Origin of the sequence: Sphaerisporangium sp. NBC_01403, assembly GCF_045040145.1 — a bacterium.
Taxonomy (GTDB): domain Bacteria; phylum Actinomycetota; class Actinomycetes; order Streptosporangiales; family Streptosporangiaceae; genus Sphaerisporangium; species Sphaerisporangium viridialbum.
On sequence record NZ_CP109534.1, the window covers coordinates 7,164,306 to 7,190,756 of the forward strand.

A 26,451-nucleotide genomic window follows, 5' to 3' on the forward strand; every position below is an offset into this window, starting at 1 on the left:
GACCGGTCAGACCGTGATGTCCTCCAGCATCTCGGTCACCAGGGCGGCGATGGGCGAGCGCTCGGACCGCGTCAGCGTGACGTGGGCGAACAGCGGATGCCCCTTGAGCTTCTCGACGACGGCCACCACTCCGTCGTGCCGTCCCACCCTGAGGTTGTCGCGCTGGGCGATGTCGTGGGTGAGCACGACCCGGGAGTTGGCGCCGATGCGCGACAGCACGGTCAGCAGCACGCCCCGCTCCAGTGACTGGGCCTCGTCGACGATCACGAAGGCGTCATGCAGGGAGCGGCCGCGGATGTGCGTGAGCGGAAGGACCTCCAGCATGCCGCGGTCGAGGACCTCCTCGATCACCTCGGGCGTGGTGACGGCGCCGAGCGTGTCGTAGACCGCCTGCGCCCACGGGCCCATCTTCTCGTTCTCGGACCCCGGCAGGTAGCCGAGGTCCTGGCCGCCCACCGCGTACAGCGGGCGGAAGACGATGACCTTGCGGTGCTGGCGGCGCTCGAGCACCGCCTCGAGACCCGCGCACAGCGCGAGGGCGGACTTGCCCGTGCCCGCCCGGCCGCCGAGCGAGACGATGCCGACCTCCGGGTCCATGAGCAGGTCGAGGGCGATGCGCTGCTCGGCCGAGCGGCCGTGCAGCCCGAACACCTCCCGGTCTCCGCGCACCAGGCGCACGGACTTGTCGGGCAGCACTCGCCCCAGCGCGGAACCCCTGGTGGACAGCAGCCGCAGGCCGGTGTGCGCCGGCAGCTCGCGTGCCTCTTCGAGGTCGTGACCGCCGTTCTCGAAGAGCGACTCGACGTCCTCGGTGGTCACCTGGAGCTCGGCCATGCCGGTCCAGCCGGACTCCACGACCAGGTCGGCGCGGTATTCCTCCGCGGCGAGCCCGATCGAGGCGGCCTTCACCCGCATGGGAAGGTCCTTGGAGACCAGCACCACGTCGCAGCCCTCTGCGGCGAGAGACCGGGCGACGGTCAGGATGCGGGTGTCGTTGTCGCCGAGCCGGAAGCCGGCCGGCAGGATCGCGGGGTCGCTGTGGTTGAGCTCAACCCGTATGGTGCCCTCGCCTATCGGCATGGGCTCGTCCAGCCTCCCGTGTTTCACCCGCAGGTCGTCCAGGACGCGCAGCGCCTTACGGGCGAAGTAACCGAGCTCGGGGTGATGCCGCTTGGCCTCCAGCTCGGTGATGACGACGATAGGTAGAACTACCTCGTGCTCGGCGAAGCGGCTCATCGCCGCTGGGTCGGCTAGGAGGACTGAGGTGTCCACAATGTAGGTACGCCTGGACGGCGTCGGGCTACTGGAGGTAGTGGACGGGTTGCTCGAGGACACTGCCACGCGTTCTCCCCCGGGCGCCAGGAGTAAGCACCCTGCCAGATGAGGTGGTGAACGGACCGGGCCCGGTCGCGCGCCGCCGCATGTGCGAGGCGATGCCGGATACCGGCCCTCCTCGTCAAAAGGCGACGCAAGGGCGGACCCTCTCCCGAAGTAGGCCGTATGGACTGCCTACCACTTACGGTACGTCGTGGATGCCCCCTACCCAACAGCTCAACCAGGGCTGATAGGGGGGGTTCACGGGGTGTTTCAGTTTCCGTACCGTCGGTGCCGCGCGGCGTACGACCGCAGCGCCCGCAAGAAGTCGACTCTGCGGAAGTCCGGCCAGTAGGCCTCGCAGAAGTAGAACTCCGAGTGGGCGCTCTGCCAGAGCAGGAATCCGGAGAGCCGCTGCTCTCCCGAGGTCCGGATGAGAAGATCCGGGTCGGGGAGGCCGCGCGTGTAGAGATGCTCCGCGATGTGCTCGACATCGAGGACCTCGACAAGCTCCTCGATGCTCGCGCCCTTGCTGGCGTGCTCCTGGAGGAGGGAGCGCACCGCATCAGCGATCTCACGTCTTCCTCCATACCCAACTGCAACGTTCACAATCAGCCCAGGTCGGCGTGATGTCGCTTCTTTTGCATCTTTAAGGATGCGAGCCGTGCGATCGGGCAAAAGGTCCAGGGCGCCCATCGTGTTGACATGCCAGCCTCCGGCGACCAGCCCCTCGACGGTGTCCTCGATGATCTGCATGAGCGGGTCGAGCTCTTCTTTGGGCCGGGAGAGGTTGTCGCTGGAGAGCAGCCACACCGTGACGACCTCCACGCCCGCCTCACGGCACCACACCAGGAGCTCGGAGATCTTGTCCGCGCCCTTCTGGTGGCCGTGCCTGACGTCGCGCAGGCCCATGGCCCTCGCCCAGCGGCGGTTCCCGTCGACGATGACGCCCACGTGCCGGGGTATCTGGTCGGAGGACAGCCTCGTCCCGAGTCGGCGCTCGTACAGCCGGTACACGAGATCGCGCACGCCCATGAGACCTCCCCTTCGCCACCCGTCCGCTTGGGGGCGTTGACAACACGCAATTATCACGCGCCCGGGCCCCTGCCCGTCCCCACTTCGGTCAGCGTTCACCTCCGGTACGCGGACGGCAGGGGGCCCGGCCTCGGGCCGGACCGACCCCCTGGACCGGAGGGTCAGCCCAGGCGGCTCACCAGGGAGTGGTACTCGTCCCACAGCTCCTTCGGCATGTGGGTGCCGAAGGTCTCGAAGTGCCCGGGGATCAGCGCGGCCTCTTCCTTCCACACCTCGCCGTCGACCGACAGCAGGGTCTCCATGTCGGCCTCGGAGACGTCCAGGCCGTCGGTGTCGAGCGCGCCCTGCGCCGGGAGCAGGCCGATCGGCGTCTCCACGGCCTCCGCCTCGCCGTTCAGGCGCTCGACGATCCACTTGAGCACGCGGCTGTTCTCGCCGAACCCGGGCCACAGGAACCGGCCCGAGGCGTCCTTGCGGAACCAGTTGACGTAGTAGAGCTTGGGCAGCCTGTCGCCGCCCGCCTTACCGATCTTGATCCAGTGGGCGAAGTAGTCGCCCATGTTGTACCCGCAGAAGGGCAGCATCGCGAACGGGTCGCGGCGCAGCTCGCCGACCTTGCCCTCGGCCGCGGCGGTCTTCTCCGAGGCCACGTTGGCGCCGAGGAAGACGCCGTGCTGCCAGCTGAACGACTCGGTGACCAGCGGCACGGCCGTCGCGCGGCGCCCGCCGAACAGGATCGCCGAGATCGGCACACCCTCGGGGTCGCGCCACTCGGGGGCGATCGTCGGGCACTGGGCCGCGGGGGTCGTGAACCGGGCGTTCGGGTGGGCGGCGGGCTCGCCGGAGCCCGGCGTCCAGTCGCGGCCCCTCCAGTCGGTGAGGTGCGCCGGAGGCTCGTCGGTCAGGCCCTCCCACCACACGTCGCCGTCGTCGGTCAGCGCCACGTTGGTGAAGATGCTGTTGCCCCAGAGCGTCCTGATGGCGTTGGCGTTGGTGGACTCGCCGGTGCCCGGCGCCACGCCGAAGAAGCCGGCCTCGGGGTTGATGGCGTGGAGCCTGCCGTCCTCGCCGAAGCGCATCCAGGCGATGTCGTCCCCGACCGTCTCGACCTTCCACCCGGGAATGGTCGGCCGAAGCATCGCGAGGTTGGTCTTGCCGCAGGCGGAGGGGAAGGCGGCGGCCACGTACCGGGTCTCGCCGGACGGCGGGGTGAGCTTCAGGATGAGCATGTGCTCGGCGAGCCAGCCCTCGTCGCGGGCCATGACGCTGGCGATGCGCAGCGCGTAGCACTTCTTGCCCAGCAGCGCGTTGCCGCCGTACCCGGAGCCGTATGACCAGATCTCACGGGTCTCTGGGAAGTGGCTGATGTACTTGGTGGTGCTGCACGGCCAAGGGACGTCCTCCTGGCCGGGCGCCAGCGGGGCCCCCACGGAGTGGACGGCCTTGACGAAGTCGCCCCTCTCCTCGATCAGCCGCAGGGCCGCCTCGCCCATGCGGGTCATGACGCGCATGGAGACGACGACGTACGGGGAGTCGGTGATCTCAACCCCGAGCTGGGAGATCTCGCCGCCGAGCGGGCCCATGCAGAAGGGCACTACGTACATCGTGCGCCCGCGCATGCAGCCGCTGTAGAGCTCGTCGAAGGTCTCGCGCATCTCCTTCGGCGCCACCCAGTTGTTGGTGGGACCGGCGTCCTCGGGGCTTTCCGAGCAGATGAAGGTGCGGTCCTCGACCCTGGCGACGTCCGAGGGATCCGACGCGGCGTGGAAGCTGTTGGGCCGCTTGGTGAGGCGCGTGAAGGTGCCCTGCTTGACCAGCAGGTTCGTGAGGCGCGTCCATTCGGCCTCCGAACCGTCGCACCACTCGACGCGGTCCGGACGGGTCAGCTCGGCGATCTCCCTGACCCACGCGACCAGCTCTGCGTGAGTCGTCGGGGCGGTCATTTCACTGGAAACTGACACGGGGCCGGCTCCTTACTCTCAGGCCAAACATCATTAACGACAAACCGCTCCGAATCCAATTGGCATAGACCAGTCGGTGAAACGAAAGTGCAAGAACCTCTAAAGTCAGAAGATCTGCTCTTCCCATTTCGCCGCTGTTTCACGCCGGTGAAATCGGTGCGCCGCCGTGGCCCCTGTCCGCTGCCCGTGCGTACGACGTCACGGCAGGCAGGGACCGCGATGGTCCGTGGGAGTTTACCCACAGTTGACCGAGATAATAGAGACGCCCCAGCCCTGCGGACCTGCCACCCGTCAGTCGCCGAGCACGCATTGGTATAGGCCAATTCGAATGGTCTAGGCCTGTCAAAGAATTGGTTTAGGCCAATTTACGCATTCATCTCCGGGCCCTCGGAACGCACGCGGTCGACATGCTGGAGCGCATCGCGCAGGTCAGCGAGCCAGGTGTCGGTGTGGCTGCCCACCAGCCGTACGCACCACGCGAGCGCGTCGCTGCGGCTGCGGGCGACGCCGGCGGCGACCAGCGTGTCGAGCACGCGCCGCTCCTGCTGGCGCAGGCGGGTCATGACCGGGATCGAAAGGGTGGTGAACATCACTGTCTCGCCGTCCAGCGAAACGCCCCAGGAGACCTTGCGGCGGAACCGGTGCTCGGCCTCGCGGGCGATCTCGATGCGGCGCTCGCGCGTCTCTTCCCTGAAGCGCTGGATGAGGCCGTCCAGCAGCGCGGCCCGCTCGGCGCTCGACATGTCCTCCGGCGCGTCGGGCACCTGGAGCGAGCCGATGACCGCGATCTCCTCGCGGTCGAGGACGAACTCGTGCTGCCCGGAGAACCACTCCTGCGGCAGGCGGCCGGTGAACCAGGAGATGATGACTGCTTCATCTGTTTCCATGTAATTGAGATTACACCCATACGTCGAAGCTTCAAGAGGTAAAGCCCGGCCACCTCCGGGACGCCCGAACTACTCGGGACAGGTGAAGCGAGACCGTACGGCGTTCGGCACGCGAGAATCAGAAGATGAGCTCACCTCCGCGCATCGAACAGCAATGCGGTCTTCGCGAGCGAAAGAAGGCCAAGACCCGGCTGTCCATCCAGCAGCAGGCCATGCGGCTGTTCGCCGAGCAAGGGTACGAGAACACGACGATCGAGCAGATCGCGGAGGCCGCGGAGGTCTCGCCCAGCACGTTCTTCCGCTACTTCCCCACCAAGGAGGACGTCGTCATCCGGGACGACTACGACCCGCTGCTCGCCTCCGCCTTCCTGGAGCAGCCGGCGTCGCTGTCACCTCTCGCGGCGATGCGCGAGGCGGTCCGCCTGGTATACGGCGAGGTGCTCGCCTACGACGAGCAGACGACCCTCCGGCGCATCCAGCTCGTCTGGTCGATCCCGTCGCTGCGCGCGCGGCAGGTGGAGGGGCAGATCGCCACGATGACGATGCTCACGACGGCCATCGCCCAGCGCACCGGCCGGTCGGCCGACGAGTTCGCGGTGCGGGTCTTCGCCGGAGCGCTCGTGGGCGGGTGGATCGCGGCCGTCGAGCGCTGGGTACGGTCCGACGGCGAGGAGCGCCTCATCGGGCTGATGGACGAGGCGCTGATCCTGCTGGAGGAAGGCCTGCCCCTCTAGACGAGCCCCGCGGCGGCCGACGTCATGGACCTTCGGACGGAACGGAAACCCGTCCGCCCGGCCGGTGGCGTGTCCGGGGGGACACCACCGGCCGGGCGGCACGGACTCGCGAGCATGCCATCTGCGGCGTTCATCAGTTCGTGCGGTCGGTGGTGCCCCAGAACCATTCGATCTTGGCGGTGCTCCTGCGCCGCTCGATCCACTCGGCGAAGATCCGCCGCTCTATCTGGTCCCGCACGGTGCCGTCGAGGACGGCGGGCACGATGGCCAGCACCTTGAACAGCGCGGCGCCGTCCTTGGTCTCGACCGGCCCGACGACCGTGCCGGGGTCCGCCCCGAACACCTGACCGGCCGCCTCCGTGTCCAGCTCTCCTCTTCGCAGCGTGACGAAGATCGGCCCCGACGTGGCCGTGCCGTCGGCGAACGCCCGCTCGGCGGCCACGAGGAAATCCTCGGGCTTCGCCGCGAACCCGGACCGGGTTCCCTCGCCGGCATCCAGCGCCACCTGTACGACGCGCGCGACGTCGAGCTCGTGGCCGTGCTCGGCGAACCACTGCTCCACCAGCCCGGCCGACACCCGCTCGCGCAGCCGCGCGACCGACGCCTCGGTCGCGACCAGCTCCTCCAGCTCCCGATGCGAGAGCCCGTTGCGGTCCATCCACGCCCGCGTCGCCTCGCCCGTCATGAGCCCCCGTGCCCGGCGGAACGCGTTCATGGCGTCCTGGAGCTCCGCGTCGGTGAAGCGCTCGGGCGACTCCTCCAGGACCTCCCGTACGAGGCCGTCGCGGACGAGGCGATCGGCCGCCCGGGACTCGTCCCAGATGAAGTCCAGGCACGCGATGGCCCTGGCGACCGGGGTGTCGACGCCGTTGACCCGCAGCAGCAGGTGCTCGGCGGCCCGGTGGACGCCGCGCAGCGGCCACGGCAGGGCGGTCTCGGGGCACCACGACAGCGAGACCGTGGCACCGCTCCCGTCCTTGAGGAGCAGGGCGTGGTGCAGCGAACCGTCGTACTCCTCCCGCTGCCTGATCAGGCGCGCCCGTACCCCCGGATGACCTACCCGGAACGCGTCCAGGTCCCGCTCGGCCGTGCCGCCGCTGAGCAGGCCGACCGCGTCGGCCAGTGTCCGCCCGTCCACCGTCACTTCTCTCTTCCCGACGTGAGCAGATCGCCGATCGCCGCGCAGATGGGCAGGCCCGTCGCGGCCTCGATCCACAGGAACTGCCCGTTCGGATTGATCTCGAGGAAGACGTACCGGCCGTCCGGCGTCAGGATCAGGTCGATCGCGCCATAAGTCAGCCCGAGCCCCTCGACCAGCGCCATGCAGCGCTGGGAGATCTCCTCGGGCAGGTCGTGGACCCGGATCGGTGTGGCGCCAGGATCGTAGTGGCGCCAGTCGTACTTCGTGTGGTTGCTCACCTGAGAGTGGATCTCGGCGGCGAAGACCGACGTCCCGACCACGGTCACCCGGATCTCGACCCGCTTGGGCACGTAGGCCTGCACGATGACCGGGCAGTAGCGCAGCGCGTCGGCGTATCCGGTGTCGGCCGTGGACACGGGCGCCGCGAACCGGCCGAACCGCTCTCCCTGGCCTTCCAGCCGGTTGCCGTGCACCGGCTTGGTGATCACGCGTCCCTCGTGCCGGTCGTAGAAGTCGAGGAAGGTCCCGGGGTCGGTGGTGACCAGCGTCGCGGGGAGCTCGAAGCCCAGCAGGCGGGCCCGTTCGAGCTGGTAGGGCTTGCGGGCGGCGCGGTCGATGACGGGCCGGGACGCGGGGACCGCGAGGCAGTCGAGGCTGTCCCAGAGGCTGTCGGAGACGGCGCACAGCTCGTCCTGGATGTAACCCGCGTAGGCGTAGGGCGCCACCTCCGGATGCGCGACCGGGTTCAGCGGCCTCCGGTACCAGAACGCCGTCAGCTCGTCGAGGACGATACGCCGGCCACCGGCGTGGAGCACCCGGGCCGTCGACCCGGTGCCCGAGTGACTGATCTCCAGGCGGGCTTTTGTGGGATAGAAGGACGGATCGAAGACGACGACGTCGGCTCCGCCGGCCGTGAGGAACTCGACGACCCGGTCGGCATGGTCGTCACCGTCGCAGGTCAGTACGAGGATCATCTCTGTGCCTCCCCGGCACGCGGGGGCGCGTCGCTCAGACGCGCCCCCGCACCGATCAGGAGTCGCCGGAGGTGTGGCTGTGGTTGCCGTGGATCTCGATGACCTGGCTCTTCGCGCCGCCACTGACCTGAAGAAGCTGAGCCTCGTCGAGCTCGGGGCCAACGGCCGCGATGTCGTCGAAGGAAGTCCGCGTCTTGCTCATGCGATTCCCACCCTTTATGTATGCACGGCGCACCCTTTGTGCGCCGTCCCCAAGAGGAACTTAAGGGGGCGAGGTAGCGCTGGGCGTCCCTCGTGCGGGTGATCGTCGCTCATCCGTGAGACGGACGGGCAGGTCACCGTACCCGGGGAGGGCGGCGGGCTCGCACGGAAGGCGGAGGCGCGGGTCAGCGCACCCGCGCGGCGACCCAGGGGCTCACCCGGACGACCCCGGCGAGGTTCTTGGTGTACACCGGCGCGATCTTGACGACGTCACCCGTGTGCGGCGCGTGCAGCATCTTGCCGTCGCCCCAGTAGATCGCCACGTGGGAGATATAGCCGGGGTTGGTCGGATCGTTACGCCAGAACAGCAGATCGCCCGGCTGCGCCTGCGAGAGCGGCACCTGGGGGCCGGCGACCCACTGCTGGTGGGTCACCCGGGGCATGCGCACCCCCGCCTGGGCGAACGCCCACTGCACGAGGCCCGAGCAGTCGAAGGAGTCGGGGCCTTCCGCGCCCCAGACGTACGGCCGGCCGAGCTTGCCGACGGCGGCCGTGAGCGCCACGCGGAGCTGGTCGGCCGACATGAACGAGCTGGCCGGCCAGGTGGTGCGCGCCTGCGCGGGAGGGGTGAGCACCGGGTTGATGAGAGCGACCTGGCTGCCCTTGGGAAGGATCTTCAGAAGCGAGAGGCGGAGCCGCGTGGAGTCGACGCCGGGCGCGCTCACCACCAGGGCGTTGCGCTCAGGGATGCCGAGCGATGTCGCGACCTGCTGGGAGACCACGGCGTTGATCAGCCCCATGCCCATCGTCGCGTACGCGCCGACACGGAGCTTCCTGCCGCCTCCGTTGACGGTGGAGCCGAGCGCCACACCGCCGTCGCTGCCCAGGGTGAACGACACCGCGATGTCGCCCGCCGCGACGCTGTTCCACAGGGCGTCCGACCGCGCGGTGGAGCGCGGGGTGTACGCGCGGAACGTCGAGGGGTCGACCCCCATGGTCTGCACGCGCTTGCCGTCCATCATGACGTCGGCGGCGCTGACGACCTCGACCGCCTTGACGCCCTTGCGGGCCTTGACCCGCCGGACGGCGGCGGCCGAGAGCGGACGCGGCGTCACCACGAACAGGTGCGGCTTGCGCAGCTCGGTCAGCGGCGCCACCTGGGCCTGCGCGGCGGGGGCGGGAAGGTCTCTGGTGGCCGCGACGTAGCCGGTGTCGCGCGCAGGGAGCTGCCGGCGGGGAGCCGGCTCGGCGACCTGCGCCTGCTGCTGCCGGAGCTCGCCGAGGACCATGAGGTCGGCCGCGAGCACCGCCACGAGGCCGACGGCGATGGCAGGGACGGCCCGGCGCAGCAGCCGGGGCACCGGTCGCCGGCGACGCCTGAGACGGGGAACCGGGCCAGGGCGGTAGCCGAGATCCTCCCGCGCCTCCGCCAGCGCGCCGCCCAGGTAGTCGCGGACACCGCTCAGGCCCCGGGTGAGGCTCTTTCGGACGACGGTCGTACCACGCGGTCGCCGATCGAGCACGTTCCACCCCTTTCGCCCTGGTATCTCACGTCGAGCGGTGTCGCACGCCAGGCGTACGTCGTCCCATCAGTGCCTGATTGTCCCGAACTTCGACCCCCGATGTCCGGTGATTCTCCCTTAATCAGCCTCGATCCGCCGAAGCGGCGCTCCGGCGGATCATGTCACAGGGTCGGACGTGGGTGTCGAAGGGGTGGGTCAGTTGCCGATGTACGGCACCGCCTCAAGGATCTCCACGGTGTTCTGCCTGCCGTTGGGCAGCGTATAGGTGGCCCTCTCACCGATCTTCTTGCCGTTAATCGCGGCACCGAGCGGGGAGCGGGGCGAGTAGACGTCGATCGGGGCGCCGCTCTCCTCGCGGGAGGCCAGCAGGAAGGTGACCTCCTCGTCGTCGCCACCGTCGAACCGTATGGTCACGGTCATTCCGGGGCCGACAACGCCTTCCGCACGCGGGGCTTCGCCCACTCTCGCCTGGTCGAGGAGCTGGCGGAGCTGGAGGATGCGGCCCTCCATCTTGCCCTGCTCCTCCTTGGCGGCGTGGTATCCGCCGTTCTCCTTGAGGTCTCCCTCTTCGCGAGCGGCTTCGATCTTCTTGGCGATGTCGACACGCCCGGGCCCCGAGAGATACTCAAACTCCGCCCTCAGGCGGTCGTACGCCTCCTGCGTCAACCAGGTGACGTTCTCTTCGCGGGAGTCGACCACGGGTTCTCCTTGCGTACTCGTGAGAGTTGCGAGCGTTCGAATTCGGGGAGACTAACAAATTAACCCCGCCGAACGCTTTCCCAAAAGTCTCATTGTACGAGATAGCAGTACTGCACGTGGCCCGAAGTGGCCCGGGCGCTGGTCTCCAGGCGCTCCGTCAGCTGGACATCCGCCTGCCCGGCGGGGAGTGTCACGTCGCGGGTGCCCACCTCGACGTGGTCGGTGTCGGTGGCCCGCAGCCTGCACACCGCCGCGCGGTCGGCGGCCTTGTGCGCCTGGAAGGTTATCGTGATCGAGCTCGGCCCGCCCACCTGGAAAGCGATCACTTCGGTCATCACGTCAGGATTTCCCTTGGCGGACATCATGACGTAACCCCAGCCACCCATCGCGATCGCGATAAAGATCCCGATGATGAGGAAGGCAATGGATCTCCCGCCTCGTCCGAAGCGTCCCGGACGGTCAGGAAAGGAGTCCGGGGTCCCGAGGACCGGCCCTGCCACGCCCGAACCGACACCACTATCGGCCATCGCGGAATCTCCCAGCGGTCCCTCGTCGTTGCACGAGACAATTGTCCCCTGCGGGGGCTCCGCCCTGCGCGTCGCCCCAGGAGAAACTAGCCTCTCGGGGGAGCTGTCCTGGACAACTGAGGAGAAACCGAGCCGTGAGTGCACCGCTGAGGCTGATGGCCGTACACGCGCACCCTGACGACGAGTCGAGCAAGGGAGCCGCCACCATGGCGCGCTACGTGGCCGAAGGCGTCGACGTGCTGGTCTGCACCTGTACCGGTGGTGAACGCGGCTCGATCCTGAACCCCAAGATGGAGCGGCCCGACATCTTGGAGAACATCACCGAGGTGCGGCGCGAGGAGATGGAGAAGGCGCGCGAGATCCTCGGCGTCGAGCAGAGCTTCCTCGGCTTCGTCGACTCCGGCCTGCCCGAGGACGAGAGCGAGCCGCTGCCCGAGGGGTGCTTCGCGCTCCAGCCGCTGGAGGTCGCGGCGGCTCCGCTGGTCGCCGCCGTGCGCGCGTTCAAGCCGCACGTGATCCTGACCTACGACGACGACGGCGGCTACCCGCACCCCGACCACATCATGACGAACAAGATCTCCGTCGAGGCCTTCGAGGCGGCCGGCGACCCCGACCGCTACCCCGGCGCGGGCGACCCGTGGCAGCCGCTCAAGCTCTACTACCACATGGGCTTCACCCGTGAGCGGTTCGAGGCGCTCCACGAGGCCATGACCGACCGGGGCATCGGCTCGCCGTACGGCGACTGGATCGCCCGCTGGGAGGACCGCCCGCAGAAGTGGGAGATCACCACGCGCGTGCCGTGTGGCGACTACTTCGAGACCCGCGACCTGGCGCTCCTCGCGCACGCCACCCAGATCGACCCGGACGGCTTCTTCTTCGTCTGCCCGCGCGACCTGCAGCGGGAGATCTGGCCCACCGAGGACTACCACCTCGCCCGGTCGCTGGTCGACACCGCGCTGCCCGAGGACGACCTGTTCGCGGGCATCCACGCGGGCGAGGTCTCACGCGCCCACCAGTAAGGCGAAAGCCCCCGGGCGGCAGGTCACCAGCCTGCCGCCGCAGGGGGTGGCGCCCCCTGGTGGCAGACTTGACAGGTGACTGATTTCACCGCACAAGCCGCTGCCTCCCTGCCGGGAGCCGCCGCTCCGGCCGCCGCGGTCGGCCCCGGCCTCATCGGCTTCCTCGTGGTCGCCGCGATCGGCGTCGCGCTGTACCTCCTGGTGAAGTCGATGAACAGGCAGATCTCCAAGATCGAGGTTCCCAGCGAAGCCGAGCTGGGCAAGCGCGAAGCCGAGCCGGGCACGCCCGAGCCCGGCGAGCAGGAAGCCCACCCACGACCCAACGGGACCCGCTGAGCGCTGTGGTCCACGAGAGGATCCCCCACATGGACCACGCGATCGAGGTAACCGACAACCCGGACGCCAAGCGCTTCGAGATCACGGTCGACGGCAAGCTGGGCGGGTTCGCGGAGTACCACCGCCTCACCGGCCGGCTCGTCTTCACCCACACCGAGGTGGACGACGCGTTCGAGGGGCAGGGGCTCGGAAGCCGCCTGGTGCACGACGCCCTCGACTCGGCGCGCGCCGCCGGGCTGTCGGTGGTGCCGCGCTGTCCCTTCGTCGCGCGCTACATCGAGCGCCACCCCGAGTACCGCGACCTCGTGGCCGGGCACCGTCCTGACGCGGCGGAGCCCACCGGCTGACGCGTCACTCAGGCGCCCACGCGCGCTCCAGCGCCTTCGGCAGGCCCCACCAGCCGAGCGGGGTGAGTATCGCCTTGTCGTCCACGATGCCGAGCCGCTGCCACAGCGGCGTGACCGAGGTGAAAAGCGCCTCGGTGGTCTCCAGGTCTTCGGGGTCGTCCATCTCGACGTCGATGTCCTCGGACTCGGCGACGAACCTCGCGATGCGCTCGGGCGAGGCCAGCACGCCGGGGCCGCGCCGTGCGAGCGCGATGACCGCGGCGAGCCAGTCGGCGTGGTGGATGGTGCAGATGGCGGCCAGCGCGGCGTCCTCCTGGCTCAGCTCGCCTTCCAGGTCCCAGAACTGGTGCTCGTCCTCGTCCTGCAGGTCGGAGACGGGCGAGGCGATGCCCGCCGCCACCATGAGCCACAGCTCGGTGTCGCTCTCGGGAAGCGGGCCGCCGTCGAGGCCCGCGCAGGCCTTGAGCACGGTGCCCGGGTACCCCGGCTCCCCCAGGACCACGCGGAGCCGCCGGGCCGCGGTGTCCAGGTCGTCCTCGGGGCACGGCGGCTCGGGAAGGTCGGCGAGCACGCGGTGCAGCTCGCTGAGCGCGAACGCCTCCTCCTCGTCCCAGGAGGCGAACAGCCCCTCGTCCAGCTCGTCACCGACCGCGATGCTGGGCACCCGCCCGTCGGGAAGCGCGGTGGACAGCCAGCGGTCCTGGATGCCCTCGTAGACCTCGCGGGCCTCGGAGTCGCCCGCCACGAGCCGGTCGGGGTCGATGCCGCCACCGCTGACGTGCTGCTCCAGATGGGCCACGAGCCGCTCGTACAGCTCGGCCGCCACCGGGCCGCGCTCGCCCTCCTCCGGCCAGACGAAATAGCTGCGGGTGATGAGGATGGGCTCGGTGCCGGTGGACTCCAGCCACCGCTGGACGTCCCCGACCGTCGCCACGCCGGCCTCGATGCCGGTGAGCGTGGCCTTGGCGGAGTCCCAGAAGGCGGCCGACAGGGGGTTGCCCGCCGCCAGCATCGCGCGGCGGAGGTCGGGTATGGCCACCAGCGCCTGGCCACTCGGCAGCGCGAGCAGTGCCCGGGCGACATCTCGCCGGGTCAGGCGGGCGGCGGGCCGGCCCGCGTGCTCGCTGACGAAGTCCAGATCCATGCTCACGCCCCGTGAGCCTACGCCCATGTCTCCGAACGTGACAGCGTGACCATCGCTCGCACGCCGCGATGGGCGGGGCGGACCGGTCCGCCGATCCGCGAGACGACACGTCAGGACGGGACGAAAGGCCCTAGCCGTGACCTCTGAAGTGGGCAAAGGGTGAAATGAGGAGTTTGCTTCGCACCCGAGGAGGGGGCCATGACCGTGACCCAGACGTCGCGCGCGAGCCGTGATCGCACACGACCGACATCCAGTTCCGACGGCGATCTGATCCAGCTCGACACTCCTGTCGTCAGCCTCCACGTCCACCGCCCGCACATGCCCAAGATGCCGCGAATGCACATGCCTGACATGTCTCGCATGCCGGGCGTGTCCAGCAGTCGAGGGCAGGAGATGGACAGGGCGATGGAGACCGCCAAGACGTTCTTCCCGCCGCCCGAGCGCCTCGCCTACTACGGCGGGCTGGGCTTGCTCGCGGCCTTCGGGCTGTTGGAGTGGCCGGTGGCCGCGGCGATCGGAGCCGGGACCATGCTGGCGGCGCGGGCCTCCGCCCAGAAGTCCCAGCCGGAGCCCATGGCCGCCCAGCGGCCCTCGGCACGGGCGTCCTCGCGGACCACTCCGTCGACGGGCCGGGCGACGACACGGGCATCCCGGGCAGCGTCCACACGAGCATCGTCCACACGAGCATCGACCACACGGGCGTCGTCCACACGGGCGTCGACCCCGGCGTCCTCCAGGTCCCGGACGTCACGGGCGTCCTCGTCGACGTCCACCCGTACGCCCTCGCGGTCGTCGCGCGCCTCCGGAACCTAGCCCGCGCGGGCTGGAACGGCACAGACGACGACAACCGCAACAGAGAGGCGTTCAACCGCCTGACCTGGGCATACTTAGGGTCGAATGATCAGGCCGCGTGCCACGCGGCCTGATCATCTTGTCGGCACCTGGTTCCCTGGAGGCGTTTTGTTCCCGCTACGTGACCTCAGGGGTCCGGTAGGCCTCATCGCGTCCTTGCTCCCCGAGACGGTCCGCGGCCTGCTCCCCTGTCCACGGCAGGTCCACAAGTACGCGGGAGGCGTCCGCGTCCAGTTGCGGAACGTCGGCGGCCCGGAGACCTCGCGGGAGGCCCGCGCGCTCGAAAAGGGTCTGGTCGACCTCGGCGGGGCGGACCGGGCGGAGGTGAACGGCGCGCTCGGCTTCGTCTTCGTCGACTGCGACAGCGACACCGTGGACGTCGGCAAGCTGCTCGCGATCGTCGACGAGCTGGACGTGACGGAGCAGGACGGCGACGGCCACGCGGCCCGGCACGCGATCGAGAACCAGGCCCGCGCGCTCGTGGAGCTCGGCGCCGGCGTCATGGGCGTCGGCGTGACCCTGGCCGGCCGGGTGACGCGCGTGACCAAGGCGCCCGCGGCGCTTCCCGCCCTCCTCCAGCTCGCGGAGTCCACCCCCCGGGTACGGCACGAGGTGGAGCGCCGTGTCGGGCGGCCGACGGCGAACATGGTGTTCGCCACGACCCGCTTCGCCGCCCAGACGCTCGCGCTGCGCCCGCTCGGCCTGTTCATCGACTCGGTGGCGGCGGCGGGCCGTCTCGCCGAGTCCACGGTGGCCCGCCGGGCGTGGACGGCGAGGGAAGAGGAGTTCGCCGGGAAGAAGGGCGGCTACCGCCACATCAGGACGGCCGTCACCCCGCGCCCGCGCCCCGTGCCGTACGGGCCGATCGAGCGCTACGCGGACACCGTCAGCGTCGGCGCGCTCGCCTCGTACGGCATCACCTCGATCGTGAGCCCCGATCACGAGCGGGCGCTCGCCATGCTCGTCGCGGGGACGCCCAAGGCTGCCAGGCTCGGGCGCGACGCTTTCGTCAGCGCCGTGGGCCTCGCGGTCGCGCGACGGGGCGCCCTGGTCCTGGACCGCGACGCGATGCGCTGCATGGACCGCGTCGACACGGTGGTGTTCGACGCCGACGCCCTGACGATGCGCACCTGGACCGTCCACGAGGTGGTGCCCCTGGCCCCGGCCGCCTACCTCGATCCCGGAGTCCTGCACGCCCACATCTACGCGCTGCTCGAAGGCACGGACGCGACCGCGCGCCGCGAGCACGGCGACTGGGCGGCCGAGCCGCCGGAGTCGGTTCCCGGCGAAGCGGCGCACTGGCGGGAGAAGGGCATCCGGCCCGTCGCCGTCACCTACAAGGGCGAAGCGGTCGCGCTGGTCGGCGTGGTCCGCGAGGTCCATCCGTTCGCCGAGGCGCTCGTCGGCGCCGCCGGTGACGCGTGCAAGATCGTCATGGCCGGCGGCGACCCGGACCTCGCCTGGCGGCTCGGCGCCGAGCGGCTGGTCGCGGGGGGCGCGAGGCTCCCCGCGTCCGTGAGGGCCCTGCAGGCGGACGGGCACGGGGTCGCCGTCGTGACGCAGCGCTCCCGTCGCGGGCTGCGCGAGGCCGACCTCGGCATCGGCGTGCTGACCCACGCGGGACGCCCGCCGTGGGACGCGGACGTGATCGGCGGCCCCGACGCGGCGCACCTGCTGCTGAGGTCGCTCCACATGGCAAGGACCACGAGTGACCGCAGCGTGAAGGTCTCCGCCGCGGGCGCCGTGCTCGGAGGCGCGCTCACCGTCCTCGGGGCCGCCGAGGGCTCCGTGCGCAGGGTGCAGCTCGTCGGCGACTGCACGTCGCTGGTGACCCTCGCGACGGGCGCGTGGTCGGGCCGCGACCTCGGCCGGGGCGGGCTGCCGCAGCACGTCGACCGCACGCCCTGGCACGCGCTGCCGGTGCAGGACGTGCTGGCCCGCCTGTCCACGACGACGGCCGGGCTCAGCGAGGCGGAGGCCGCCCGCCGCAGGACCGCCCCGATCCTGCCGGAGACCGGAGGCGCCTCGCTGCTCCGCGCGACCGCCCAGGAGCTGGCCAACCCGCTGACGCCGGTGCTGGCCGCCGCCGCGGGCGTGTCCGCCGCCATGGGGTCCGCCCTGGACGCCGTGCTCATCGGCGGCGTGCTGGCCGTGAACGGGCTCATCGGCGGAGCTCAGCGGACCAACGCCGACCGGGCGCTCACCCGGCTGACCGACGCCACCGCCGTCCCCGTACGGCTGCGCCGCCCGCAGGGGCCGGTGGACGCGACCGCCGACGACCTCGTGCGCGGAGACGTCATCGAACTGCGGGCGGGAGACGCCGTTCCGGCCGACTGCCGCCTGCTCAAGGCACGTGCCCTGGAAGTGGACGAGGCGCCCCTCACCGGCGAGTCGCAGCTCGTCACCAAGTCACCGGAGCCCACCGCCGCCCTGGCGGTGGCCGACCGCAGCTCCATGGTCTACCAGGGCACCACGATCGCGGCGGGCCACTGCCTGGCCGTGGTGGTCGCCACCGGCCCGGCGACCGAGGCGGGCCGCACGGCCGAGCTCGGAAAGCGGGAGGCGCCGCCGACCGGAGTCGAGCTGCGGCTGCGCGCCCTGAGCCGCCAGATCATGCCGGTCGCCGTCGGCTCGGGCGCGATGCTCATGGTGACCAACCTGCTGCGCCGCTCTCCGCTCGCCTCGGCGCTGGCCCCGGCGGTGAGCCTCGCCGTGGCCGCGGTCCCCGAGGGCCTGCCGTTCATCGCCACGGTGGCCGAGCTGGCGGCGGCCAGGCGGCTCTCGACGCGTGAGACGCTGGTGCGCAACCCGTCGACCATCGAGGCGCTCGGGCGGGTCGACGTGCTCTGCTTCGACAAGACCGGCACCCTCACCGAGGGGCACATCTCCCTGGGCCGGGTCTCCGACGGCCGCCTTGAGCACCCCGTCGAGAGCCTGCCAGACGACTTCCGGCACATCCTCGCGGCGGCGCTGCGGGCGGGGCCCCAGCTCGGCGGCGAGCGGGCCGTCCCGCACCTCACCGACCGCGCGGTGGTGGAGGGGGCCGAGAGGCTCGGGGTGGTCCCCTCCGAGGGAGTGGGCACCTGGGAGCGGATCGACGAGATGCCCTTCGAGTCGGCCCGGGGCTACCACGCCGTGCTCGGGACCCCGGGGAGACCGGGGACGACCGTGCCCGGCGGCAGGGGCACTCACCTGCTCAGCGTGAAGGGGGCTCCCGAGGTGGTGCTCACCCGGTGCACCAGCATGCTGGACGACGGCGAGGTCTCGCCCCTGGACGAGGAGGCGGCCCAGGCGCTCACCAAGGAGGTCGACCGGCTCGCCCAGCAGGGCTACCGCGTGCTGGCCGTGGCCGAGCGCTCCGCGACGAGCCGGCGCGACCTCGACGAGTCCCGCGTCGAGGGGCTGTGCTTCCTGGGCTTCCTCGGGCTGGCCGATCCGGTCAGGCCCACGGCGGCGCACAGCGTGGACCGGCTGGTGCGCGCGGGTGTCCGGGTGGTCATGATCACCGGTGACCATCCCAGCACGGCCGAGGCCATCGCCGCCGAGCTGAACGTGCTCGACGGCCTGCGGGTCATGACAGGGCCGGAGCTGGACGCGATCGACGACGCCGCGCTCGCCGACGTGCTGCCGGACGTGTCGGTGTTCGCCCGCGTCACCCCGGCGCACAAGGCGCGGATCGTCGCGGGGCTTCAGCGGGCGGGCAAGGTCGTGGCCGTGACCGGCGACGGCGCCAACGACGCCCCGGCCATCAGGCTCGCCGACGTGGGCGTGGCGCTCGGCTCGCGCGCCACCCCGGCCGCGCGGGCGGCGGCCGACGTGGTGGTGACCGACGACCGCATCGAGACGATCGTCGAGGCCATCGTCGAGGGACGGGCGATGTGGAGCTCCGTCCGCGACTCGCTCGGCATCCTGCTGGGCGGCAACCTCGGGGAGATCGTGTTCACGGTCGGGTCCAACCTGTTCGCCGGCCGCAACACCCTGAACGCCCGCCAGCTCCTGCTGGTCAACCTGCTCACCGACATGCTGCCCGCCCTGGCGATCGCCATCCGGCCGCCGAGCGCCACGAGCCCGGAGAAGCTGCTGACGGAGGGGCCGGAGGCATCGCTCGGCACCGCGCTCACCAGGGACATCTACGCGCGCGCGGCCACCACGGCCGCGGCGGCCTCCGTCGCCTGGGTGCTCGGGCGGTCCACCGGCACGGAGGCGCGCGCCGACACCGTCGGGCTGATCGGCCTGGTGTCGGCGCAGCTCGTGCAGACCTTGATGGTCGGCGGCAGGGACCGCACGGTCATGGCCGCCGCCTCGGTGTCACTGGCGTGCCTGTTCTTGGTCGTCTCGACTCCGGGGCTCAGCCAGCTGTTCGGGTGCCGGCCGGTGGGCCCGTTCGGCTGGGCGATCGGGCTGGGCAGCGGGACCGCGGCGGGGGTGGCGGGCCGGCTGATCAATCCGCCGGAAGGGAACGGTCACTGACCGTTCACCGAACGGTCACTTCAATCTGGACATGTGGTCACATCGGTCCTCAATGCTGTATAAAGCAGTCAATCCCCTACTGTGAGGTCCCGGTGTACAACTTCCTTGCCTCTGTGCTGGCCAAGGCGGCCGTGATGTTGGTAGAGGCGCTGGTCGTGCGCCTCGTACAGGTATGGATCGAGAAGTCCGCCCCCCAGGCGGCCTGAACCCCGGCAGTACAGGGCCGTCACTCGGGCGGCCTGAACCCGGCAAGTACAGGGCCGCCACTCGGGCGGCCTGAACCCGGCAAGTACAGGGCCGTCACTCGGGCGGCCCGAATCCAGTGACACAAGGCCGCTCTCCGGGCGGCCTGAACTCTGGCAGTACAGGGCCGCCACTCGGGCGGTCTTGATCACCCCGGCGGAACCGCCCGCGCCTCGCGAGGGCAGCCGCCGGTCGGACTCGGCGCTCGGACGCAGGGGGTCCATGATTGACGTCATGGAGACCCTCGGTGGCTGAGCGCCCGTACATCCTCCTGTCGGTCGCGACGTCGATCGACGGCTACATCGACGACGCCTCCGGCGAACCGCTCGCGCTGTCCAACGCGGCCGACTTCGACCGTGTGGACGAGGTGCGCGCCGGATGCGACGCCATCCTGGTCGGCGCGGGCACCGTCCGCGCGGACGATCCTCGGCTCCTGGTCCGCTCCGCGGCCCGCCGTGCCGAGCGCGTGCGGCGCGGGCTCGGCGAGACCCCGCTCAAGGTCACCCTGACCGGCGGCGGCGACCTCGACCCGAACGCCCGCTTCTTCGCGCTGGGCGACGTCGAGAAGATCGTGTACGCTGCGGCCTCCTGCGTGGACGGCGCTCGCAAGAGCCTTTCCGACGTGGCGACCGTGGTGGACGCCGGTGACCCGCTCGACCTCCCCGGCGTCCTCGCCGACCTTTCCGCGCGCGGGGTACGGCGGCTCATGGTCGAGGGCGGCGGCGGCGTCCACACGCTCTTCCTCACCTCGGGGCTCGTCGACGAGCTCCATCTGGTGGTCGCCCCGTTCTTCGTCGGCGACCCCTCGGCTCCCCGCTTCGTCGGCGCCGGCCCCTTCCCGTACGGCCCGGCGAACCCGCTGCGCCTCGCCGAGACTCGGCAGATCGGCGACGTCGTCCTCCTGCGCTACCTTCCCCAAGCGCCGGACGCGGTTTCCCGGGCGTCCGGCGGGCTTTCCCGAGTGCCCGGCGAGTCCGAGGAGTCCCATGACTGACGTGGACCTGCGATGGCTGGACAAGACGGTCGAGCTCTCACGCCTGTGCCCCGCCTCGGCCACCGCGTTCGCGGTCGGGGCCGTCGTCGTGGACGCGGACGGCCAGGTCATCGCCACCGGCTACTCACGGGAGGGCGATCCCCACGACCACGCCGAGGAGGCCGCCCTGGCCAAGATCCCCGCTGACGACCCCCGGCTCGCCTCGGCGACGATCTACAGCTCCCTGGAACCCTGCACCACGCGCGCGTCGCGCCCGCGCAGCTGCACCGAGCTGATCCTCGCCGCCGGCATCCGCCGCGTCGTCTTCGCCTGGCGCGAACCGGACGTCTTCGTCGACTGCACCGGCGCCGAGACCCTGCGCGACGCGGGGGTCGAGGTCGTCGAGATCCCCAGCCTGGCCCCCCACGTACGCGAGGTCAACGCGCACCTCTTCGACGCGTAGGCCTTTCGCCTGGTCAAGGCTGCCTGCGCGGCCCGTTATGCTGCATGGCGCGCCATTCGCGGCGTGACAGGCACTCAGAGGGAGAAGTACACGATGTACAAGGAGTTCGCAGTCGAGGCCGTGATGTGGCTGATCCCGGTCGTCGTGCTGCTGGGCATCGCCTGGCTCGTCACCGCCACGGCCTGACGCCCCGGCCCGAAAGACGTTCCGGAGACGGCGCCCACCCACGGGGTGCGCGCCGTCTTCGACATTCTCCGGCGTTCCTTCATCAAACGGCTGTTTACCTCCTTCTGGGAGGTGGCTCGCCGGTGCCGACCGCACCGGCGGGCCACTCGTTTCGCGGCAGGCGGTGCCCGGCCTAGTGTGAGGAGGACCGTGCGGGTAGTAACGGTGGCGCGCAGCTCTGCGCACCTCACGCGACGAGAACGTACGCTCCGCGTACGGTGGGAGAGATCTCGATGAACCGCTTGAAGGACGCGACGAGCCCGTACCTGCTTCAGCATGCGGATAACCCCGTCGAATGGTTCGAATGGGGCGAGGAGGCCTTCGCGGAGGCCCGCAGGAGGGACGTGCCGCTGCTCGTCTCGATCGGCTACTCCGCCTGCCACTGGTGCCACGTGATGGCCCACGAGTCCTTCGAGGACGCGGGGACGGCCGCGATGATGAACGAGCGCTTCGTCAACGTCAAGGTCGACCGCGAGGAGCGTCCCGACGTGGACGCCGTCTACATGAACGCCACCACGGCCATGACCGGGCACGGCGGCTGGCCGATGACCGTCTTCGCCACGCCAGAGGGTCATCCGTTCTACACCGGCACGTACTTCCCCCGGCAGCAGTTCCAGCGGCTCCTGGCCGGTGTGTCGCAGGCCTGGACGGAGGACCGCGAGGCGGTGCTCTCCCAGGGGTCCAAGGTGGTGGAGGCGCTCGGCCAGGGCTCCGCGCTGCCGGGAGGGCTCCTGCCGACGGCCGAGACGACCGAGACGGCCGTGCGCGATCTCGCCCGCACCTTCGACCCCGTCCGCGGAGGCTTCGGCGGGGCGCCGAAGTTCCCGCCGTCGATGGTGCTGGAGTTCCTGCTCAGGCACGGCACCCCCGACGCCATGGAGATGGCCGAGAAGACCCTCGGCGCCATGGCCCGCGGCGGCATGTACGACCAGCTCGGCGGGGGCTTCGCCCGCTACAGCGTCGACGCCGCCTGGGTGGTGCCCCACTTCGAGAAGATGCTGTACGACAACGCCCTGCTCCTGCGGGTCTACGCCCACTGGTGGCGGGCCACCGGGTCCCCCCTGGCCAGGCGCGTGACCCTGGAGACCGCCGACTGGCTGCTCCGCGAGATGCGCACCCCCGAGGGCGGCTTCGCCTCCGCGCTCGACGCCGACAGCGAGGGCGTGGAGGGCAAGTTCTACGTCTGGACGCCCGCCGAGCTGCGCGAGGTGCTCGGCGCGGAACGCGGCGCCTGGGCCGCGTCGCTGTTCGAGGTGACGCCCGAGGGCACCTTCGAGCACGGCTCCTCGGTGCTCCAACTGCTCTCCGACCCCTCCGATCGCGCGATGTACGACGACGTGCGCGCGGAGCTGCTCACCGCCCGCTCCGCCCGGGTGCGCCCCGGCCGGGACGACAAGGTGGTCGCCGCCTGGAACGGGCTCGCCATCGCCGCCCTCGCCGAGGCGGGCGCGCTCCTCGAACGCCGCGACCTCGTCGACGCGGCCCGTACGGCCGCGGAGCTGCTCGCCGACGTCCACCTGCACGGCTCACGCCTGTGGCGCACCTCGCGGGACGGCCGCGCCGGGACCAACGCCGGGGTGCTGGAGGACTACGCGGACGTCGCCGATGGGTTCATCGCGCTGTACGGGGTCACCGGGGAGTCCCGGTGGTTCGAACTGGCGGGCGCCCTGCTCGACACGGTGCTCGACCGGTTCCCCGACGGGTCGGGAGGGTTCTTCGACACCGCCGACGACGGCGAGCGGCTGTTCCAGCGGCCCCAGGACCCGACCGACAACGCCACACCGTCCGGGCAGTTCGCGGCGGCGGGCGCGCTGCTGTCGTACGGCGCCCTGACGGGGTCGGCGCGCCACCGCGAAGCGGCAGAGGCGGCGATCGGCACGGTGTCCGTACTCGCCGACAAGCACGCCAGGTTCGCCGGCTGGGGCCTCGCGGTCGCCGAGGCCGCGCTGGCCGGACCGGTTGAGGTCGCGATCACCGGCCCACTGGACGACCCCCGCACCACCGCCCTGCACCGGGCCGCGCTGATGGCCGGCGTCCCCGGCACCGTGATCGCCCTCGGCGACGGAAACGTGCCCCTGATGGAAGGCCGAGGCCTGGTCAACGGCCACCCCGCCGCCTACATCTGCCACCACTTCACCTGCCAGGCCCCCGTGACCACTCCCGCCGCCCTGACCAGAGAACTACATGCCTCAACCACACGCTGATGCGCGAGACTCACCGGTGGGCGAAGGCTTGAGGCACATAGTTCTTCGCCCACCCGTCGAGCGGTCGGGTGGTGATCCGGGTGTTGCCCACCCAAAATCGACCCCATCCAATGCGGTGGAAGCAACACCTGCCGAAGATCCCGGGAAGTGACGAGTCCTTAATTTCGCCCACCCGTCAAGCGCCTGGGTGGTGACCCGGGTGTTGCCCACCCAAAAATCGACCCCATCAAATGCGGTAGAAGCAACACCTGCCGAAGATCCCGGGAAGTGACGAGTCCTTAATTTCGCCCACCCGTCAAGCACCTGGGTGGTGATCCAGGTGTTGCCCACCCAAAAATCGACCCCATCCAACGCGGTAGGAACAACACCTGCCGAAGGCCCCGGGAAGTGACGAGTCCTGTTCGCCGCGCTGGTGGGGGCCATGGTGTGGGTGGGCAGCACACGGATCACCCGTCAAGCGGGTGACGGGTGGGCGCAATACTCCAGGGCGGCTCCAGCCCGAGGTCACTTATCGCAGCCCATAGGTTGGGCGTGAACGCCAGTGCCGGGCCACGGGAGTCTGACAAAGCGGAGCAGGCTCCAGCTCTCCATGACTGGCACTTCAGCAACCCGAGTTCGGACACCAAGCTCAGGCGGGCAGGTTCCAGTTCGGCCCTTCAGTGTCTCCGAGCCAGACGTATTGCCTATCCCTGGTGACCATGAGGCCGAACGCCGACTGCGGCGGACAGCCGGCTCCCTGCCAGGTCATTACGGCGTCCTCCACCTCGTCCCACAGTCGCAATGGTCCGCGCTGGCGGACTGTCCATCCACCTGCCGGATCAGCTTGTGTAGCGGCCTGGGAACCGGTGGCGACGTCGAGGAGGATCACCTCGTCCCCGGATCCCATGCGCTGCGCGGACGGGGCTCCGAGTTGCGCGACGAACAGCCCGGTCGAATCATCGAGGACGTTCGGATCGATCCTGCTCTCCCGCCGCTCCCCGCGACCGATCAGGTAGTGCGACAACGGAGGGGCGGTATGTGGACGTACGGGCATGAACGCCACCTCGAACGGGTCGAAGTGCCCTGTTGCGGTGCCGTCATCCCCCAGCGTGAGGTTGGCCAGGCCGTTGGCGTTCATCCACCCCCAAAACGGGGTCGTGATGGTGCCGCCGTCGCGCACCTGCCACATCCAGGAGGCGGGAATGTAGCGCACTGAGCAGGTAGCGATCAGACGGTCGTATTCGGCGTTCCTCTCGTACCCGGCCAGCCCGTCGCCGACGACGAGCGTGGGTGCGTATCCGGCTTCCGTGATCGCTTCACAGGCATGCTGGGCGACCACGGGGTCATACTCGATCGAGGTCACGGCCCTGTTGCCGAGTCGGTGGCTCATCAGGGCCGCTGAGTACCCGGTGCCCGTCCCGATCTCCAGCACAGTGTCGCCGTCAGAGATCCCGGCGATCTCCAGCATCCGAATGACTATGCCGGGCAGCGTGGAAGAAGACGTAGGGGAGCCGGCCAGGGGACGGGACGCGTCGCTCGCTGAGATACCGCCGACCTGAGTCACCCACGTCTGGTTGGTGTACGCGAACGACGTCCACTGCTCATCTCCCACATCCGAGCGCCGCAAGGGTTCCCATAGAGTCCCGCTCTCCGTTTCGGTTGGACGGAAGATCGCTTCGCCCAGGAAGACCTCACGAGGAATGGTCTCAACGGCCTCCATCCACCCCATGTCGTGCAGATAGTCGTCGGTGACGAGACGCCGTGCCAGTGCCTGCCGTAGTCGTGCGGTCGGTGGACTGGTCAAAGATGTCCCCTCTCAAGAAGATCGGTCAGCGCATCCGCCACCGCTTGTTCCTGCTCGGCGATCCACGCCCATTGACCGTTGGGATTGCACTCCAGGAAGATCCAACCCCCGGTCGGGGTGAGCGCGAAGTCGAAGGCGGCGAACACGAGCCCATAGCTGCTCATGTACTGGCGAATGGATGACTCCACAGCAGGGGGACACGGAATCAGGGTGTAGGTAAGAGTGTCGTAGTCGGCCCGCCAGTCGATCAGTCCGCTGTCGATACGCACAGCGAACAGGCGATGGCCGACCACGGTGACCCGTACATCGGCCACCTTCTCCACCTCGGCCTGGAACATATGCGCGGTTCCCGCCACGGCGTCATCCAGCTCAGCCGGATCAACCGGCCGCACCCAGATCATTCCGTTGACGCCGTCTTGATCTTTCTGGATCGACTGACGCAGCGGCTTGTACACGATCGGCGAATACGTTTCAGCGAACGCCCGAGCTTCGAACGGATCATTCGTGATCAACGTAGGAGCGAGAGCGAAACCGCATTCCGCGGCCGTCACAAGCTGCCCCGGTTTGTACTCGGCGGCATGATTACGCCATGGGTGATTGATCCACAGACAATCGTGGAGAGCTGTCAGCACACCGCCGAATCCAAAGCGCGCTTCCCCGACTGCGAAGGTGGCATCCTGAGTAGGCCAGTGCGGCGGAGCGCGGTAGGGAGAGTGGCCTTACGACACTTCTTGCACCGATGGCCTGACGTCGTCGTTCGTGATTGCGGAGCTGGCGGACGCGCCAACCACCGTATCTGTGGACTCCGCCGGCAAAGGTGAGGTGTCAGCGGAAAACGATCTCGTTGAGCTGATCTCCGACCGGTATGACAGACTACGTACAGAGGCGCATCGTCCGGGCGAATCACTCGCAAGGATTGAGGAAGCAGCAGAGCGATGGACCACAAAGAGCTGACCGCCATGGACCTCTCCAAGGCTAGGTGGAGGAAGAGCTCCCGCAGCGGTAACAACGGCGGTGAATGTGTGGAAGTAGCCACCAACCTCCCCGAAGTCGTAGCCCTTCGAGACAGCAAGAACCCGACCGGCCCCGTCCTCGTCCTCACGCCAGGCGGCTGGAGGGCATTCCTCAGTAGCGTCAAGGGTAGCCAGATCGACGATTGAGCCCTCGACCTCGCGCGTGGGCTCTCCGCACTTGAGATAGTTCGCGGTGTCGGCCATATCTGCCGCGCGTCAGCACAGCTCCTACGCGGCTCGATGGTCGAAGCATGCTTCGCCTTGGCGTGGCAGGGACAACGGTGTGGGTGGGCAGCACACGGATCACCCGTCAAGCGGGTGACGGGTGGGCGCAATTCTCCAGGACGACTCCAGCACGAGGTCGGTTATCGTTGCCGCGTCAG

General features: G+C 69.8%; 24 protein-coding genes and 1 pseudogene. 11 read left to right on the forward strand and 14 right to left on the reverse strand.

Annotated elements, in window-relative coordinates; all coding sequences use genetic code 11:
• Positions 1–6: 6 nt before the first annotated feature.
• From OG589_RS31985 to OG589_RS32000, 4 genes are all read right to left on the reverse strand, one after another.
• Positions 7–1,275 carry a PhoH family protein gene (locus OG589_RS31985; protein ID WP_405152171.1) on the reverse strand — a complete coding sequence of 423 codons (1,269 nt, stop codon included), beginning with the start codon at positions 1,273–1,275 and terminating at the stop codon, positions 7–9.
• 312 nt (positions 1,276–1,587) lie between these two features.
• On the reverse strand, positions 1,588–2,349 hold the full coding sequence (locus OG589_RS31990; protein WP_405141733.1) for an isoprenyl transferase: 762 nt from the start codon (positions 2,347–2,349) through the stop codon (positions 1,588–1,590).
• Between the two features lie 161 nt (positions 2,350–2,510).
• Positions 2,511–4,292 carry a phosphoenolpyruvate carboxykinase (GTP) gene (locus OG589_RS31995; RefSeq protein ID WP_405152172.1) on the reverse strand — a complete coding sequence of 594 codons (1,782 nt, stop codon included), beginning with the start codon at positions 4,290–4,292 and terminating at the stop codon, positions 2,511–2,513.
• Positions 4,293–4,675: 383 nt separating this feature from the next.
• On the reverse strand, positions 4,676–5,197 hold the full coding sequence (locus OG589_RS32000) for a hypothetical protein (protein ID WP_405141734.1): 522 nt from the start codon (positions 5,195–5,197) through the stop codon (positions 4,676–4,678).
• Positions 5,198–5,322: 125 nt separating this feature from the next.
• On the opposite strand from OG589_RS32000, the gene OG589_RS32005 reads away from it, so the two are divergent.
• Positions 5,323–5,931, forward strand: coding sequence for a TetR family transcriptional regulator (locus OG589_RS32005; RefSeq protein WP_405141735.1), 609 nt, complete (start codon positions 5,323–5,325; stop codon positions 5,929–5,931).
• 133 nt (positions 5,932–6,064) lie between these two features.
• Here the strand turns inward: OG589_RS32005 and OG589_RS32010 are convergent, their stop codons facing one another.
• From OG589_RS32010 to OG589_RS32035, 6 genes are all read right to left on the reverse strand, one after another.
• Positions 6,065–7,069: a TIGR04500 family putative peptide maturation system protein gene (locus OG589_RS32010; RefSeq protein WP_405141736.1), complete on the reverse strand. Its 1,005-nt coding sequence runs from the start codon at positions 7,067–7,069 to the stop codon at positions 6,065–6,067.
• Between the two features lie 2 nt (positions 7,070–7,071).
• Positions 7,072–8,046: an MvdC/MvdD family ATP grasp protein gene (locus OG589_RS32015; RefSeq protein ID WP_405141737.1), complete on the reverse strand. Its 975-nt coding sequence runs from the start codon at positions 8,044–8,046 to the stop codon at positions 7,072–7,074.
• Positions 8,047–8,101: 55 nt separating this feature from the next.
• A complete protein-coding gene (locus OG589_RS32020) occupies positions 8,102–8,248 on the reverse strand; it encodes a hypothetical protein (protein ID WP_405141738.1) in 147 nt (48 codons plus the stop codon).
• A 184-nt stretch (positions 8,249–8,432) separates the two neighbouring features.
• Positions 8,433–9,770: an NlpC/P60 family protein gene (locus OG589_RS32025; RefSeq protein ID WP_405141739.1), complete on the reverse strand. Its 1,338-nt coding sequence runs from the start codon at positions 9,768–9,770 to the stop codon at positions 8,433–8,435.
• 195 nt (positions 9,771–9,965) lie between these two features.
• Positions 9,966–10,469, reverse strand: a complete 504-nt coding sequence (gene greA, locus OG589_RS32030; protein WP_405141740.1) for a transcription elongation factor GreA — start codon at positions 10,467–10,469, stop codon at positions 9,966–9,968.
• 89 nt (positions 10,470–10,558) lie between these two features.
• Complete coding sequence (locus OG589_RS32035; protein ID WP_405141741.1) at positions 10,559–10,996, reverse strand: DUF4307 domain-containing protein; 438 nt, start codon at positions 10,994–10,996, stop codon at positions 10,559–10,561.
• 134 nt (positions 10,997–11,130) lie between these two features.
• On the opposite strand from OG589_RS32035, the gene mca reads away from it, so the two are divergent.
• The 3 genes from mca (at position 11,131) to OG589_RS32050 (ending at position 12,698) form a co-directional block, all read left to right on the forward strand.
• Entirely contained in the window at positions 11,131–12,015 is an 885-nt protein-coding gene (mca, locus tag OG589_RS32040; protein WP_405141742.1) for a mycothiol conjugate amidase Mca, read from the forward strand.
• A 75-nt stretch (positions 12,016–12,090) separates the two neighbouring features.
• Entirely contained in the window at positions 12,091–12,351 is a 261-nt protein-coding gene (locus tag OG589_RS32045; protein ID WP_405141743.1) for a hypothetical protein, read from the forward strand.
• Between the two features lie 29 nt (positions 12,352–12,380).
• Entirely contained in the window at positions 12,381–12,698 is a 318-nt protein-coding gene (locus tag OG589_RS32050) for a GNAT family N-acetyltransferase (protein ID WP_405141744.1), read from the forward strand.
• 4 nt (positions 12,699–12,702) lie between these two features.
• On the opposite strand, the gene OG589_RS32055 is transcribed toward OG589_RS32050, so the two are convergent.
• Positions 12,703–13,842: a hypothetical protein gene (locus OG589_RS32055; protein WP_405152173.1), complete on the reverse strand. Its 1,140-nt coding sequence runs from the start codon at positions 13,840–13,842 to the stop codon at positions 12,703–12,705.
• A gap of 452 nt (positions 13,843–14,294) precedes the next feature.
• Positions 14,295–14,615 carry a hypothetical protein gene (locus OG589_RS32060; RefSeq protein WP_405141745.1) on the reverse strand — a complete coding sequence of 107 codons (321 nt, stop codon included), beginning with the start codon at positions 14,613–14,615 and terminating at the stop codon, positions 14,295–14,297.
• 235 nt (positions 14,616–14,850) lie between these two features.
• Between OG589_RS32060 and OG589_RS32065 the strand changes: the two genes are divergently transcribed.
• The 5 genes from OG589_RS32065 (at position 14,851) to OG589_RS32085 (ending at position 23,272) form a co-directional block, all read left to right on the forward strand.
• On the forward strand, positions 14,851–19,164 hold the full coding sequence (locus OG589_RS32065) for an HAD-IC family P-type ATPase (RefSeq protein ID WP_405141746.1): 4,314 nt from the start codon (positions 14,851–14,853) through the stop codon (positions 19,162–19,164).
• A gap of 490 nt (positions 19,165–19,654) precedes the next feature.
• Positions 19,655–20,401, forward strand: coding sequence for a RibD family protein (locus OG589_RS32070; protein WP_405141748.1), 747 nt, complete (start codon positions 19,655–19,657; stop codon positions 20,399–20,401).
• Positions 20,394–20,843, forward strand: coding sequence for a deaminase (locus tag OG589_RS32075; RefSeq protein WP_405141749.1), 450 nt, complete (start codon positions 20,394–20,396; stop codon positions 20,841–20,843). The genes OG589_RS32070 and OG589_RS32075 overlap by 8 nt, the downstream gene beginning before the upstream one ends.
• A gap of 63 nt (positions 20,844–20,906) precedes the next feature.
• Positions 20,907–21,029: a hypothetical protein gene (locus OG589_RS32080; RefSeq protein ID WP_405141750.1), complete on the forward strand. Its 123-nt coding sequence runs from the start codon at positions 20,907–20,909 to the stop codon at positions 21,027–21,029.
• A 272-nt stretch (positions 21,030–21,301) separates the two neighbouring features.
• Positions 21,302–23,272: a thioredoxin domain-containing protein gene (locus OG589_RS32085; RefSeq protein WP_405141751.1), complete on the forward strand. Its 1,971-nt coding sequence runs from the start codon at positions 21,302–21,304 to the stop codon at positions 23,270–23,272.
• A 628-nt stretch (positions 23,273–23,900) separates the two neighbouring features.
• Here the strand turns inward: OG589_RS32085 and tgmC are convergent.
• Positions 23,901–25,055, reverse strand: coding sequence for an ATP-grasp peptide maturase system methyltransferase (tgmC, locus tag OG589_RS32090; protein WP_405141752.1), 1,155 nt, complete (start codon positions 25,053–25,055; stop codon positions 23,901–23,903).
• Entirely contained in the window at positions 25,052–25,687 is a 636-nt protein-coding gene (locus OG589_RS32095; protein ID WP_405141754.1) for a hypothetical protein, read from the reverse strand. Before OG589_RS32095 ends, tgmC begins: the two co-directional genes overlap by 4 nt.
• Positions 25,688–25,784: 97 nt before the next feature.
• Here OG589_RS32095 and OG589_RS32100 point away from each other — a divergent pair.
• Positions 25,785–26,009: pseudogene (locus tag OG589_RS32100) on the forward strand (Scr1 family TA system antitoxin-like transcriptional regulator); the annotation flags it as partial.
• On the forward strand, positions 25,991–26,215 hold the full coding sequence (locus tag OG589_RS32105; RefSeq protein WP_405141755.1) for a DUF397 domain-containing protein: 225 nt from the start codon (positions 25,991–25,993) through the stop codon (positions 26,213–26,215). The pseudogene OG589_RS32100 and the gene OG589_RS32105, both read left to right, overlap by 19 nt.
• The last annotated feature ends 236 nt before the right edge of the window (positions 26,216–26,451 follow it).